Genomic DNA, 14,097 nt, shown 5'->3' on the forward strand with positions numbered 1-14,097 from the left:
CACCACTCCTTGGTATCGCTATCCCATGTCAGTCATTGCCGTCGATGGATTGGGCCCGCAGATGAACGTCAACGCCAACCGAGTACGTCCCCGTCGCGGACGCCTGGCCGCCGCGAGTGCCATCTGCGCGCTGCTCGCTCTGACGGGCTGTTCCAGTTCCAGCTCCGGCGGCTCGTCCTCCTCCACCACGCCGGCCTCGTCACCGGCGGGCACCGCGTCCGGAGCAGCGGCACGCATCGTCATCAAGGACTTCCTGTTCAACCCGGCCTCGCTGACCGTCGCACCGGGCACGGTGGTCACCGTCCTCAACGAGGACAAGACCCCGCACACCGCCACGGCCACCGACTCCAAGGCCTTCGACACCGGCACCATCGCCGGCGGCAAGTCCGCAACGTTCAAAGCCCCCGCGACGGCGGGGAGCTACAGCTACATCTGCAACATCCACCAGTACATGAAGGGCACTCTCACCGTCCGCTGAGGTATCCCAACCCCGTCGGCCGTCGCCGCAGACAACGAAGGAACCGGCCATGACACCTGCCACAACGTCCCTCAGCGCCCTCCGGACCGCGCGCGGGGCGTGCCGGGTCGCAGCCGCGGTGGGCTTGGCCGTCGACGCGTACGTCCACGCCAAGCTTGCTGACCAGTACGACGCGGTCAGTGCGACCATCAGCCAGGGCACCCTGTTCCGCGTCGAAGCGGGCCTGGCATCCCTGGCAGCCCTGCTGGTCCTCGCCTGGCGCCGCCCACTGGGTGACGCCTTCGCCTGGCTCGTCGCGGCGGGCGGCCTCGCCGCGCTCGTGCTCTACCGCTATGTCGACGTCGGTGCTCTGGGCCCGCTGCCCGACATGTACGAACCCATCTGGTCCGACGACAAGAAGCTCAGTGCTGCTGCGCAAGTTCTCGCCGTCATCGCCACCACCGCACTTCTCATCACGCGGCGTACGCGTCCTGCCGAAACTGGTAGCTCGCCCGTCGGAACCTGAGACCCACTCCGCCGCCATGTACCCGATGGCAGAGTGTCCGGCACGCTGGAACAGTCCGCACGGCTGAGGCGGGCCCCGAGCCGATGCCTCGCCGCCCTAGCCGCACCGGCGGCCAGGAGACTATCCCGGTCAGCCTGCAGGTGCTTTCGCCCTTCCTGGAGACCGCGGAGCCGGAACCGCTCACGGGTCAGGGCTTGGTGAGATCGGTGTAGAGCTGAGCCCAGGCGGTGTCCTGCTCGGTGGCGGGCTTGGCGTCGCAGAAGGGCAGCGTTCCCTTGGCGGTGTAGTACTTCATCATGGCGAGGACGGCCAAGGTCTTGGCATCGCTTCCCCCGGTGTAGTCCTGGCTGGGCAGCACGCCCTGGTGGGCACGGCAGGCAGGTTTCTTGCTGTCGGAGGTGGTGTCGAGTGCGCCGGTGCGCGCCGCGGAGGAACCACAGGCGGTGAGCGCGAGCGCGCCGAGCACGAACAGGGTGGCCCAGCGGGTGCGGACACGTGATGCCATGGTCGTCTTCCTGCCTTCCGGAGTGATGGGGAAGCAATGGTGGCCGTTCACAGCGGCATGGCTCGCAGTGCGGTGCCCACCCCGACGGCCAGGATGAGCAGTGCGGTGCCCAGTGGGGTGATCCGCGCGCCCCACGTCGCGAACCGGCCCGCAGTTCCGCCGTTCAGGGCCGGGATCCGGTCGCGCAGTTTGAGCAGGAACAGACCGGCTGCGGCCAGGGTGACGGCCATGCCCAGGCCGTAGCAGATGACGAGGGCAACGCCGAAAGCCGTTCTGCCCAGGGCGATGGAGCCCAGCAGAACGACCAGGGCGGATGGGCTGGGGACGAGCCCACCGGCGATACCGATACCGATCAGGCCGCCCTTCTTGCGGGTGGTCGACTTCCCGTGATGATGGTGGCCGAACAGCCCATGGCTGTGCCCGTGCCCGTGTCCATGTGCATGTTTCTCATGGCTGTGCCCGTGTGCGTCACCGTGGCTGTGATGGCGGCTCTGCGCCATGACATGGTGCTGGTGCTGGTGCTGGTCAGGGGTGGTGGGCGAGGCGGAATGGCCATGCTGGGCAAGGGAGTTGGCGCCCGTGGAGTGCGGCGCCTCCGTCATGGTGTCGGCCGCAACGACGGTTCCGCTTGCAACAGTGACTGCGGCAAGTTGATCAACCGCGAGGGGCATGGCGACGACGGCCGATGCGCTGGGGGTATGCGCATGAACGTGATCGTGATCGCCGTGTGAGTGGCTGTGGTGTGTGTGCTCCTGGTGCGCGGTTTCCGTCTCCTCGCGGTTGCGCAGGTTGCGCAGGGCGGCGGGGACGAGCCAGATGCCGGCGGCGATGATGACCAGTCCGCTGATGGTGCCGAGCCAGGCGAGTGCTTGTTCGCCGACGAGTGCGGAGGACACGCTCAAGGCGGTACCCAGGACCAGGACGGACGCGGTGTGGGTGAGGGTCACGGTCGTGGCGACCGTGACCGCGTCGCGCGGGCGGCCCTGCCGGCCCGCGAGGTAGGCGGCCATGATGGTCTTGCCGTGTCCGGGCAGTGCCGCGTGCCCCGCACCCAGTACGAGAGCCAGCAGCACGGCGAGCAGCCCGACGGGAAGGGTGAGTCGGTCTCTGTCGGTGAGGGAGCCCAGATGGGCGTCGAGGGCCGCGTACCAGCTTCCCAGCAGGCCCGTGCCGGGTGCGGTGGCTGCCGCCGCCCCGGGACCGTTGCCGAGGGTGATGCGGGTGTGGCGGGTGTCGGGCGGATTGGACAGCAGATCAGCGGGGTACTTCCGCAGCTCGTTCGAAATAGAGGTCGCCGGTACGTCAGAGGAGCCGATCTGCGCTCCCTCGCCCCTTGCGGTGATCTCGTGCCAGCCGATCCGAGCGGAGTCCACCCCGGTGGAGAGGTCTACGAGCCCTGACGTCCCCAGGTCCGCCGGCGCCGTCAGCCGGCATTCGAGCCGGCCGGTGTCGAGACCGGCCTGTCCCCGTACGAGCCGGTAGTTGGACGATCGGACCTGGAAGTGCAGCGTGTCTGCCCGTGCCGCGCTGTTGCCCTGCGGGCTCGTGGTGGCGGTGATGCCGTGGGCAAGCAGGGCACAGGCTGTCCGGGCATGGGATGCGGCCTCCCCGGCGCCGAGTCGGCCGTCATGGTCGGTGTCCAGACCGGGCATGGCCTGGAGGGTGGGGATCTCGGCGGTGTCCACCACGGCCAGGTCGTCCACGTGGTCGGGGTGAAGCGTCAGCCCGTCGTAGCGGTTGACCGTGAAGTTCCCCAGCGGATGCGCGGACGCGGCGGGTGCGGCCAGGGACAGCAGCATCGGGATGCCGACGAGGAGCAGGGCGACTTGTCGCGTGCGCGCGAAGAGGCGGATCATCGTTGTCCTTGGAGGCGGGCCAGGCGCGCTCGTGCGTCGCGTGCGCGCAGGGGTGAGAAGGCGGGGTTGGCTGCCAGGGCAGCCGTCAGGTCGGTGCGTGCGGCCTGGTCGTCGCCGACCGTCTGCTCGATGACGCCGCGGTGGTAGCGCAGGGTGGCGTCGCGCCAGCCGAGCCGGTTGGCTTCCCGGGCCAGGGGCAGCGCTTCTTCGTCGCGGCCGGCCCGGTGCAGGGCCCAGCTCAGTGCGTCGGCGACCAGCACACTGTGCCGGCGGCCCCATTCGGCGGTGAGCAAGGTGACGGCGAGTTCCGGGTTGCCGTGGTCGGCCTGGTACTGGCCGAGGTTCAGGTCGTCGACGACACCGTTGGCGGCGAACAGCTTCTGCTCGGCTTCCAGGACGCTGTACTGCGCACGAGCCTCCGCGGTACGGCCCAGGGACTCGAGCAGTTCGCCGAGTTCGAGCACGTACTGAGGTTGGGGAACGCGGGCGATCGCCGCCTGGTAGTCGGTGACGGCTTTGGCCGTTTGGCCCAGCGCGGCTTCGGCGCGGGCTACTCCCGCGAGGGCGGCGGTGTAGGTCGGGTCCAGGGCCAGCGCCTTGCGGTAGTGCTCCAACGCCACTGTGGTGGCACCGGTGTTGAAGGCCAATTCGCCCAGGTAGTGCTGGCAGAAGGCCTGGTCGGCCGGGTTGGAGGCGTCCTCCAGTCCACGCTGGAGGGCTTGCGCTGCCTCATCGGTCCGGCCGTGCAGTTCCAGCGTGTAGGAGGCGCGGGTGAAGGACGCGGTCGAGGGGTGCAGATCCAGCATCCGCTGAACGGCGGCCTGGGCTCCGGCGTCGTCGCCGAGTTGGGTCAGGGCATCGGCCAGTGCCCCGTAGGCGGCCCATGCGTACGGGTCCCCGGCGACGGCCTGATCGGCCCACGTGCGAGCCTGGGTGAACTGGTGCCGGGCGTTCGCGAGTCCGGCCATGCCGGTCTGCGCGGCCGTGTTGACGACCGGCTGCAACGTCAGCGAGCGCCGCAGCGCCGCTTCCGCCTTGGGGTACAGCGTCGGGTCGACCGTGAGCCGGGCCTGCTCGACGTATGCGGAGCCCAGTTGCGCCCAGGATGCGGCGTCGGCCGGCTGCCGGCGCAGCTTGTCCTGGAGCTTGCTCACCACCGCGCCGATCGACAGCGCGGTATGGGCCGAGCCGGCCGCCGGGGCGGGCGCCGCTGCGGGAGGAGGGGGGTTGGAGTTGTGTTCCAGCGCCGCGAATCCGGTCAGGCCGGCACACAGCGCGGCGGCGGTGGCGATCAGGGCGAGGCGGCGCATGAACGACATCCCTCTCTGGACGATGGACGATGGAGGACGGGCGTGCTGAGCCGTGGACGAACCGATGGGCGTACGCGTTCGTCAACGACGGGGTCCGGTGGACCGGTGCGGGCAGATGGTGTCGGCCCGCACCGGCCTGTGGGGCTGGCCGGGGTTAGCCGGCCTGGTTGACCGAACCGGTGTACGGCAGAGCGACGTACGGGAACGTGGTCCCGAACGGAACGCCCGGCCCGTTGACGCCGTCACCGGCGGCCAGCGCCTGGATCAGGTGACCGGGAGTGGCTCCTTCGAGCGCCTGGATGGCGATGTCGATGACGTCGTCACCCATGCGGCGGCCGTTGGGGAAGCCCTGGAAGTCACCGTTGAGCACGCCGAGCCGGTCCGGGTTGGCCGTCACCGGCGTCGACATGTTCAGCCGCAGTTCCTCGGCGGGAACGAACCGCTTCTTGTTGATGTCAAGGTTCATCAACTGCGAGTTCAGGTCCACGGCCAGCGGTCCGTTGGCCGCCTTCGCGATGCCCGTCAGGAAGATCTCCTGCAGGTCCTTGCGCGGGGTGGCGGGCGCCGGGATGCCGTAGATGCCCTGGATGAGCTTGGGCAGCTCCGGGTCGAGGACCTTCGCGACGACCTTCGGCTGGTTGTGGTCCTCCGACGGCGGCAGCGCGTTGAAGGCGTTCTTCAGCCCGGCCGGCACCACCGCCTCGTTGACCAGCGGGTTGCCCAGACGTGAGACCTGCACGTACTTACCCGTGGGGGTCTGCTTGCCGGGGCTGAGCTGCATCGTGCGCCGCTCGGTGGAGCTCCACACGCCGATGACCGGGTTGCGCTTGGCGTTGCCCTTGAAGGCGAGCTTGGACTTGGGCACCTGAATGGACAACGTGTTGACGTTGTAGCCGTTCAGGGTGTTGTGCCCGGTCTCGGAGAGATCGCCGCCGTAGAGCAGGTCGAAGACCCGCAGATCCAGGAAGAACGGGTCCGCGGCCTGTGTGGCGACGGTCTGACCGCCGCCGGGCAGCTTTTGCGTCGCCTGGTTGCGGAGCCTGCCGTAGTTCGGCATGGACGCCTTGCCGACGTTGGACGGCGTGGCGATGCCGTCCGCGACGAGCGTGACCGGCTTCTTGCCCGCGCGGATCTCCTGCAGGCTGTAGTGCTGGCGGAACAGCAGCGTCTTGTCGTTGAGGTTGTTCACGACGCCGTTGTTGTACAGGAACGTCTTCTCGCCGCGCCGGTCCTCGTTGCGGAACGTCCACCGGTAGGTCAGGTCCGGCTTGCCGGTGCCCTGGCTGTCGATGTTGATGTCGTAGTGCGCGTCCTCAGCGAACGGATAGAAGTTCGGTCCGCCGTTCGGCTCCTGGAACGGGATCCAGTTCGCCGTGAGCGTCACCGTGTCGGACTTGCCCTTGTCCGGGCTGGTGAACGCGTACAGGTCGGTGTTGTCGACCTGCGGGTCGGCCGCGATCAGCGGTGCTTCCCGGTGGCTGGACGCCTGACCGACACCGGAACCCGGGCCCGCCAGTGCGGCACCGGCGACTGCCGAACCGAGGGCCAGCAGCATCGCTGCCGACTTCCACCGACCGCTTGCGGCCAGTGATTTTCTTGAGGTCATGAGGATCTTTTCTCTGCGGATGAAGGGATGGTCGTGGAGGACTGGGCCTCCGGACCCTCTTCGAATCCACACAGCGCCGCGGATTGGCCTGACGCGGCAACGCAACCCGAATGGGCTACCTTTCCAGCCATTCAGGCCAGGCCGCCAAGAATCCGCTGATCGGACTGCGCGGGTAGCGACCAGCCGCTTCCATGAGGGCCGGCACGCCTCCATCACCCGGCGGACGATCGGACCACGCGTTCACACACGAATAGCTTGGTTGCTCCGGGGCATCTGCATCTGCAACCACTATTCATGGCACGGCCGACCTCCGTCGGCTGTGCCGAGTTGCTACTCGCGAAGTTGGGTTTCTCATGGTCACCGTGGAGCGCACATTCACCGTCGCACAGCAGCTTGAGGTGGTGGTGGACTACCTCAAGGACTTTTCGAGGGCCGAAGCGTGGGATCCGGGCACCCGCTTCTGCCTGCGCCTGGACGACGGTCCGGTGCGTGAAGGGTCGCGGTGGCGCAACGTGTCGGTTTTCAAGAACCGCGAGACGGAACTGGCCTACCGCCTCGTCCGCCTGGAGCCGGCCCGCCTCACGTTCGTCGGCGAGAACAAGACAGCGACCTCGACCGACGACCTCACCTTCCGGGCAGTACCGGAAGGTACCGCCATCACCTACCACGCACACATCACGTTCCACGGGCTCGCCAAGCTGGCCGATCCCTTCCTGCGTGGTGAATTCGAACGGCTCGGCGATGAGGTGAGCCGCCGGATGCCGCAAGTGATCGACGCTCTTTGACCGTCAGGCGTCAGTGGATTCGCCGTCGTCCAGAGGAACGGTTCGGTTCGGTGCGGTTCTGGACCGGACCGGACCCGACCGACCGGTTAATGGGCGGATCCGCCGTATTCCGCGTGCTGGGGATGAACCGCGTGCTCTCGCTCCTCCGGACACGTGGGGGTGGGGAACGCCGTGCGGCGGATGCGTGCGGCGGCCTCGGCTATGACCTTGTCGAACTCGTCTCTGGTCATGACACTCAGCCTTTCTGCGGATACCGGCAAAGGGACCGACCGGTTGCTCCGGCGGGATGGCCCGCGCGGGGGACCGGAATCCTGTCTCCGGTGCGCCCCCTCAATAGGTATTCGTTGCCCACTCAAGACCGGCTTGGTGGCCCGACGTTTCGCTGTCCGGTGGCCGTGACCGTGGCCGTGTTACCCGGCGGTGTCGGTGAGGGTGCCGAACGCGACGATGTTGCCGAGGTAGGTGCGGGTCTTGGGATCCCAGTTGCCGCAGGTGATGAGGCGGATCTGCGGACGGTCCGCGGTGCTGGAGTAGATGTCCAGGGTGGGGAAATCGTCCTTGGGGAAGGCCCGCACGGAGTCGGTGGTGAAGGCGGCGGTGGTGCCGTCGCTCCGGGTGACGCTGATGCGGGTGCCTGCGGTGAGGGCGCCGAGCCGGTAGAAGACGGCGGGCCCGGTCTCCTTGGAGTCGACGTGGCCGAGAATGACGGATGCGCCGAGCTGTCCGGGGGTGGGTGAGTCCTTGTACCAGCCGGCCTTCAGCGGCTTCCAGGGGACCTGGACGGTTCCGTCGGTGTTGCGGCCCAGGGCCAGCAGCGTGGTGTGGACGCCGATGGCGGGGATGTCCAGGGACACCGGCACGGAAGCCGGGAGGACGTGTCCGGCTGAGGAGTGCGGCACCGGTGTGCCGGGGGGCTGGGGTGGTGTGGGGTGCGCCGTGGTGGCCGGGGCCGCCACGGCTGGGGGCTGGGGTGGCGGGGCGCTGCTGCTGGGTGCGCCGGTAAGGGCGACGGCGGCACCGGCTGCGGCCAGGGCCAGTGCCGCGGTGAGTCCGATGATGGTGCGGCGGCGGGTGCCGCCCCCGCCGGACGGGGGGCGGCTGCTTCGGGGTGCGGCTCGGGCGTGGTGCCGGGCCCGGTCCCGTCGGTCATCGCTGGGCTGCGGCGTTCCTGCGCCGCAGGATCAGAGTGCCGGCCAGTGCCGCGACCGCTGCGGCGCCCAGGCCGGTGGCGATCAGATCGGCGCTGTTGCTGCCGTTGGACGCCTGAGATGCCTGGGTGGCTCCGTCACCGGTTCCCGCTCCGCCGGTGGGCATGGAGTTCAGGGCGCCGCAGATGGCGGGCGCGGTGGCTTCCTGGGGGAGCTTCGGGTCCAGCTCGCTGGCGCCCAGGACGTTGTCGTACTTGCCGTTGTGGTTGTAGTCGATGCCGTGCACCACGATCACGGCGTTGTTGGCCCGCACTGCGGCCGCCACGTCCGGTGTCACGGTGATCGTGCGGGTGTAGTGGAACGAGCCGGTGGACGGGAAGCGGTCGATGGCCAGCGCGCTGTTCGGGCTGGTGTCGCCCTTGGTGGTCAGGGACGTGCCGATCTTGCCGTAGGCGGGCAGACCGTCGGTGGTACTGATCGCCTTGTGCCCGTTGTGGTCATGGGCCGCGTCTGCCTTCGGGCATTCGCCCGAGCCCTTGATGTGGATGTGCTGGGCGTGCGGGGAGGCGTCGAGCAGCTGGTTGGCGGTCACCGAGACGGTGGCCTGGTTGCCCGACAGGGTGACGGTGGCGGTGCCGGATCCGTCGACCATGTTGGTGGCGACCGGGTCGAGGGTGGCCTGATAGTTCGCACCGCCGCTGGAGTCCTGTGCGGACGCCATCGCGGGCAGCGCCAGCGGTACGGCGAACGCGGCTATACCGACCAGGGGCAGGAGAGTCTTGTTCATGGCTTGCTCCAAACGGAGCCCCGCGGCAGTCCGGTGCCGTATGGCAGGAGGGGCTCCTGTGCCATTGGGAGGAACAGCGACCGAAGGGGCTTTACCAAGGCCGCCGGGATCAACTCACACCCTTGATTCGGAGCAGACCCGGCTACCGGATGGGTGCGAAAGAGCGGCGGACCATCAGCCGTCATGATCAGTGCGGCCGGCCTGGAGAAACCCGCAGTGCCGCCGCCATAACCAGTTGACGTCGATGCCCGGGAACATCAGCCTGGTAAGCGTGAGGACGCGCAAGATCCCGACCGTGACTGTCCGCGAGGTGACCTCCGCTGGCATGCCCCCCGTCCCCGGGAGCCAAAGCACCAGGACCCCGCTCGAGGATGACGGTCGCGGCCCCCGCCCGTTCAGCATCGAGGCCGGGCACTACCAGCACATCGTGCTCAACACGGTGAGCGGTGAGCTCTCCTTCCATTGCGCGGACCACCGCCGCAGCAGCCAGGAGGACGGCTACTACCCGGGAACCCTGTTCGCTCCTGATCACAGCGGCGGCGTCCCCAAAGTCCTGTACTGGAACATCGACTCCGGAGTGAGCGAGCGGCCGCACCACGACGTGTCCGAGGCGAACGCATTCGCCATCGAGGTCGCCCCGCTCGCACAGATCCTTCTCGACCACTTGGTCCTGGTTCCTGAAACGAACACGCTCGGCTGGTCCGCCGAGGCGGTCTCCGCCGGCCTCGATATCGGCCGGGCCTGCACCCGCCACCGCTTGGGCCCCAAAGGACGCCGGGCCTGGATCGACAACAGCTTCTGGGACTGTTGATCCGCGAAACCCGTGCTGGGGCTCTGGACAGCCGATCGTCTTCAGTCACGGTTGGCCGCTGTCATCGGACGACTGGGACGCCCAGATGCTGTTCTTTCTGCAGCACGGCTATCGGGTCATAGCCCATGACCGTCGTGGGCACGGACGCTCCACCCAGACCGGCAACGGCCACGACATGGACCACTACGCCGACGACCTCGCCGCCGTGACCGCACATCTCGATCTGCACGGCGCCGTGCCCGTCGGGCACTCCACCGGTGGCGGCGAGGTCGCGCACGACATCGCCCGGCACGGCGAGAGCCGGGTCGCCAAAGCGGTGCTGATCAGCGCGGTGCCCCCGCTGATGGTGCAGACCGACGCCAATCCCGGCGGACTGCCGAAGAGCGCCTTCGACGACATGCAGGCTCAGCTGGCCGCCAACCGTCCGGAGTTCTACCGGGTGCCTTGAGCAATGCCTTCAAGTGAACGACCGGCATGGTTCCGCGCCTCCCCGTCACACGATCCGAGCGAGCGGTGTCCGGGACCGACCCCTGTGGTCACTGCGGGCCGGTGCTGTAGCGGCCGGATCGCGGGGCCCAGTCGTAGGGGCCGCGCATGACCGTGTGCAGGGCGTCCCGGAGGTAGCGGTCCAGGGCCGTACGGTCCTGGGCGCCGAGGCGGGCCGTGCCGTCGAGGGTGGGCAGTTCGCCTTCGAGGTCGCGGAAGCGGGCGATGCGCGTGTGCAGCATGCCGAGCACGCCGGCGCAGGCGTCGTCGTGATCCGCCCCGTCCGCGCGCCGGAGGATCAGCAGGAGGTTGTGCGGGTCCGAGCCGGCGTCTTCCTTGGCCAGCGAGTAGAGGTCGTTGTGGAGGGAGTCGATCTCGGCGGCCAGGGTGCGCAGAACGGCAAGGGTGTCCGAGGCGAACAGGTCGGCGGACAGTTCGTAGTGGCCGATCCGCTCGGCGAGGTCGAGTGTGGGCTGCACGCCGATGGTGTCGCGGCGCAGCCGCAGGTACTCGTCCACGGTCAGCGGGGTTCCCGAGTGCCGGTTGGCGGCTTCCTCGACGTGCCCGTACAGGTACGCCCGCCAGTGTGCGGCGGCCCGCTCGCGCCAGGACGGTGACATGCCCTCACAGCTGCGCAGCCAGAGGTCGTGGAAGGCGCGGACGAGGGGCGGGGCGTCGGGGGCGGGCGGCGCGTCCAGGGCGTCGGCGACCGCGTCGACCAGGGCACGGGCCTGCCCGGGTTCGTCGCCTGCCGGGCCGTCGAAGGCGTCGTCGAAGCAGAAGAACCAGCTCATCTGGTCGACCCCCAGGGCCAGATCCGGCCCGGTCGCGGCCGGGTGGAAGCGGGCCGCGAGTTCGGCGTAGTGGCCGCGGGCGTGGCGCTCGGCGGCGCGGTCGGTGGGGAGCAGGCCGAAGGACCGGGGCCACTGCAGGTGTTCGGCGGCCGCGCGTGCGGCGTCCGGGCTGATCCGCGCGGGGAAGGGGAAGCGGACGCCGGCGTCTCCCCGTGGGCCGGCGCCGCGGGTCTGCGTGGCGCGGGGCCGAGGCGACATCAGCAGAAGGCTCGGGACCAGTACGGCGCCGGGCACCTCGCGCGGCGGCCGCTCGGAGAGCGGGACCAGTCGCCAGCGGGCGGCGACGGTGGCGACGACCGTGGCCATCTCCGTGAGGGCGAAGTGGTCGCCGATGCACTTGCGCGGACCGGCGCCGAACGGCAGGAAGGCCCAGCCGCGCGGGTCGGCGGTCAGCCACCGGTCCGGGTCGAACTCCATCGGGTTCGGGTACAGGCCGGGGTCACGGTGGAGGGTGAGCGGGCTGAACAGGAGCTCGGTCCCCTCCGGGATCTCCACTCCACTGAGGACGACACCGGGGCGGGCGGGCCGGCGCATCAGGATCCAGGCCGGACTGCGCAGCCGGAGCGTCTCCCGGACCAGGTTCTGGGTGAAGACGAGCTTCGGCAGGTCCTCGAAGGTGACCGGTCGCGATCCGAGGACGTCGTCGAGTTCGGCGTGGAGCCTGCGCTCGATCTCGGGACGTGCACCGACCTCGTGGAAGAGCCAGGTCAGGCTGGTCGAGGCGGTTTCGATCCCGGCGGCCATGACGGTCATGACCTCGTCGTGGAGCTGGTCCGGACTCATGGGCTCGCCCGTGTCGGCGTCGCGGGCGGCCATCAGCATGCCGAGGAGGTCGGCGCGGGGCCGGTCGTCGTCGAGGCGTTCGCGGATCAGCCGGTCGACGACCTTGCGCAACTGGGTGCCCGATTCCCGGAAGCGGCGGTTGCCCGCGGTGGGGAGCCGGTCCAGCCAGTCGACCGGTGAGACGACACGGCGCATCAACTCGTGGACGTACGTGGGCAGCCAGCGCCGGATGAGGTGCACCTCCTCGTTGCCCAGGGCGCTGCCGAAGAGGGCCTTCGCGACGGCTTCGCTGCCGATCGCGTACATCTCGGAGGCCACGTCGATCGTGCTGTGCGGTGTCCAGGCTTCGGAGTAGGTGGTGGCGCTCAGGCGCATGACGCCGGTGTAGGCGTTGAGCTTCTCGCGGTGGAACGCCGGGATCATCAGGCGGCGCTGACGGCGGTGGAAGTCCCCCTCGGAGTTGGGCAGTCCGTTGCCGAGGAAGGGGCGGGACTTCTGGAAGTAGCGGCCCTTCTCGTAGGAGACCGCGTCGGTGACGAGCATCTCCCGCAGCAGTGCGGGTGAGTTCACCGCGTACACGGACAGGGTGCCGAGCCGGATCTCCACCAGGTCGCCCAGGGGGCGGATCGACTGCAGTACGCCGATCGGGTCGCGCAGCAGGGCCAGCGAGTGCCCCACCAGGGGCAGACACCCCGGAACGGTGGCGACCGTACGGGGCGGCAGGTATGCGGGGGCGTCCGTTGTCACGTTCTCGTCCTTGGGGGTGCGCGTTCCCGCGACGGATCGAAGGCTCCGGCACGGTGGTTGCGGGCGAGCGGGCACTCCAGCGGCCCGTGGTCAGGTTCCGCCGCCCGCGGAGCCAGGCTAGGTTCACCGACCATCGGAAATGAATGCGTCACCGTCCGGGCTTCCTGCGTGAGAGTCCGCCACCTGCGGGAGGTCTCCTCGCCCATGCGTGACCCCGTGTCCGCCCCGGGGGGCTCTCGGAGTAGCCGTATCTGATCGTGGATCCGTGACGGTCGACGGGTGGTGGGGCCGTCTCAGCGTTCCGCGACCGCCGACTCGAGCAAGGACAGGGTCCGGTTGTCGGCGTCCACGTCTGCGCGGACGCCGAGGGGCAGCGGCAGGTTCGGCGAGGTGTGGCCGAAGTCGACCTGGGCGAGGACAGGGATGTCACGCTCCGCCAGGACGTCGAGCACAACCTCGCGCAGACCGACCTGGTCTCCGCCAACGCCCTCGTAGGGCGTGACCTCACTCGGGATGCCGACCACCATGCCCGCGATCCGGTCCAGCACCCCGGACAGCCGCAAGGTATGCAGGTCGCACCAGATCCGCGTGACGGGCCGCTGCACCTCTTCCCAGAACAGGACGGCGCCGTCGAACCGTTCGGGGGCCAGCGCGAAGGGGGTCGCCTGCAACTGGACCAGGCGGTTCAGCAAGCCGCCGACCAGTGGTCCCTGCGCGCGGCCCGGGTGCCAGGTTTCCCAGGTCCCCCTGCCGGCAGCAGGCCGGGTGCCTCGGCCTTGGTCAGCACACAGGCGTAGAGGTCGACGAGTTCGGACCGACGGGCCTCGTCGCCCAGCGTGTACCAATCGCTGCCGAAACCGTGGGTGGCGATGTCGGCGTGGAAGCCGACGAGGCCGGTCCTGGCGTACAACGCCATGTGCAGCAGCGAGATGTCGCTGTAGCCGAGGATCGGCTTCGGGTCGGCCCGGACCGCATCCAGATCGATCAAATCGAGATAGCCGATGGTCGCCTGTCCACCGGTGTGCGCGACGATGGCCCGCACCTCCGGGTCCCGGAGCAGCGCATTGAGCTCGGCGGCCTGCTCCGCCGGAGCGCCCGCCGCCCACCAGCGGCTCCGCGAGGGGTCGACCATCGGGCTGACCCGCACGCGGAAACCCATCCGCTCCAATATCGCCACACCGCGAGCGAGCAGCGGCTCCTCACCGGGCTCGAGCTGACCTGAGGGCGCGGCGACGACCACGAGATCGCCGGAACTCAGCGCACGCGGACGACGGACCGTAGGCATAGGGCCTCCTTCTTGATCGACAACGGCGGACAACCACGCAGGTGCCGCTGGTATTCCGCCTCCTCGAAGCGATCAGCCAGGACCCGGAATCCCGACAGGAGGCCAACGGTCGCCGGCCACCTCCACGCTGACATGACGGTGGCCCAGGGAT

The 14,097-nt window shown here is 69.2% G+C and carries 13 protein-coding genes and 1 pseudogene; 5 read left to right on the forward strand and 9 right to left on the reverse strand.

What is annotated here, in order from left to right; all coding sequences use genetic code 11:
- The first annotated feature begins 25 nt into the window (after window positions 1-25).
- Together LNW73_RS03115 and LNW73_RS03120 are read left to right on the forward strand one after the other, a co-directional pair.
- Window positions 26-478, forward strand: coding sequence for a cupredoxin domain-containing protein (locus LNW73_RS03115; RefSeq protein ID WP_250988775.1), 453 nt, complete (start codon window positions 26-28; stop codon window positions 476-478).
- A 49-nt stretch (window positions 479-527) separates the two neighbouring features.
- A complete protein-coding gene (locus LNW73_RS03120; RefSeq protein WP_250988776.1) occupies window positions 528-983 on the forward strand; it encodes a hypothetical protein in 456 nt (151 codons plus the stop codon).
- Between the two features lie 187 nt (window positions 984-1,170).
- Here LNW73_RS03120 and LNW73_RS03125 read toward each other — a convergent pair whose 3' ends face one another.
- The 4 genes from LNW73_RS03125 to LNW73_RS03140 form a co-directional block, all read right to left on the reverse strand.
- Window positions 1,171-1,488, reverse strand: coding sequence for a hypothetical protein (locus tag LNW73_RS03125; protein ID WP_250988777.1), 318 nt, complete (start codon window positions 1,486-1,488; stop codon window positions 1,171-1,173).
- 47 nt (window positions 1,489-1,535) lie between these two features.
- Window positions 1,536-3,344, reverse strand: coding sequence for a HoxN/HupN/NixA family nickel/cobalt transporter (locus LNW73_RS03130; protein WP_250988778.1), 1,809 nt, complete (start codon window positions 3,342-3,344; stop codon window positions 1,536-1,538).
- Window positions 3,341-4,654, reverse strand: a complete 1,314-nt coding sequence (locus tag LNW73_RS03135; protein ID WP_250988779.1) for a tetratricopeptide repeat protein — start codon at window positions 4,652-4,654, stop codon at window positions 3,341-3,343. The genes LNW73_RS03130 and LNW73_RS03135 overlap by 4 nt, the downstream gene beginning before the upstream one ends.
- 154 nt (window positions 4,655-4,808) lie before the next feature.
- Window positions 4,809-6,209, reverse strand: coding sequence for a DUF4331 domain-containing protein (locus LNW73_RS03140; RefSeq protein ID WP_250988780.1), 1,401 nt, complete (start codon window positions 6,207-6,209; stop codon window positions 4,809-4,811).
- A gap of 404 nt (window positions 6,210-6,613) precedes the next feature.
- Between LNW73_RS03140 and LNW73_RS03145 the strand changes: the two genes are divergently transcribed.
- Window positions 6,614-7,045 (forward strand): SRPBCC family protein, encoded by a 432-nt coding sequence (locus LNW73_RS03145; protein WP_250988781.1) that lies wholly within the window; start codon window positions 6,614-6,616, stop codon window positions 7,043-7,045.
- A 410-nt stretch (window positions 7,046-7,455) separates the two neighbouring features.
- Here the strand turns inward: LNW73_RS03145 and LNW73_RS03150 are convergent, their stop codons facing one another.
- Window positions 7,456-8,001: a class F sortase gene (locus LNW73_RS03150; protein ID WP_308407631.1), complete on the reverse strand. Its 546-nt coding sequence runs from the start codon at window positions 7,999-8,001 to the stop codon at window positions 7,456-7,458.
- A gap of 190 nt (window positions 8,002-8,191) precedes the next feature.
- The gene (locus LNW73_RS03155) at window positions 8,192-8,980 is read right to left on the reverse strand and encodes a hypothetical protein (protein WP_250988783.1); all 789 of its coding nucleotides are present in this window, start codon (window positions 8,978-8,980) and stop codon (window positions 8,192-8,194) included.
- A 325-nt stretch (window positions 8,981-9,305) separates the two neighbouring features.
- Between LNW73_RS03155 and LNW73_RS03160 the strand changes: the two genes are divergently transcribed.
- Together LNW73_RS03160 and LNW73_RS03165 are read left to right on the forward strand one after the other, a co-directional pair.
- Window positions 9,306-9,791 carry a hypothetical protein gene (locus LNW73_RS03160; RefSeq protein ID WP_250988784.1) on the forward strand — a complete coding sequence of 162 codons (486 nt, stop codon included), beginning with the start codon at window positions 9,306-9,308 and terminating at the stop codon, window positions 9,789-9,791.
- A gap of 34 nt (window positions 9,792-9,825) precedes the next feature.
- Window positions 9,826-10,227, forward strand: a pseudogene (locus tag LNW73_RS03165) (alpha/beta fold hydrolase); the annotation flags it as partial.
- Window positions 10,228-10,327: 100 nt separating this feature from the next.
- Here LNW73_RS03165 and LNW73_RS03170 read toward each other — a convergent pair.
- The 3 genes from LNW73_RS03170 to LNW73_RS03180 all read right to left on the reverse strand — a co-directional run bounded on the left by LNW73_RS03170 (window position 10,328) and on the right by LNW73_RS03180 (window position 13,946).
- Window positions 10,328-12,661 (reverse strand): cytochrome P450, encoded by a 2,334-nt coding sequence (locus LNW73_RS03170; protein ID WP_250988785.1) that lies wholly within the window; start codon window positions 12,659-12,661, stop codon window positions 10,328-10,330.
- 293 nt (window positions 12,662-12,954) lie between these two features.
- The gene (locus tag LNW73_RS03175) at window positions 12,955-13,353 is read right to left on the reverse strand and encodes a hypothetical protein (RefSeq protein ID WP_250988786.1); all 399 of its coding nucleotides are present in this window, start codon (window positions 13,351-13,353) and stop codon (window positions 12,955-12,957) included.
- The gene (locus tag LNW73_RS03180) at window positions 13,347-13,946 is read right to left on the reverse strand and encodes an LD-carboxypeptidase (RefSeq protein WP_250988787.1); all 600 of its coding nucleotides are present in this window, start codon (window positions 13,944-13,946) and stop codon (window positions 13,347-13,349) included. Before LNW73_RS03180 ends, LNW73_RS03175 begins: the two co-directional genes overlap by 7 nt.
- Window positions 13,947-14,097: the final 151 nt, after the last annotated feature.

This window comes from Streptomyces sp. RKAG337 (assembly GCF_023701715.1).
Taxonomy (GTDB): domain Bacteria; phylum Actinomycetota; class Actinomycetes; order Streptomycetales; family Streptomycetaceae; genus Actinacidiphila.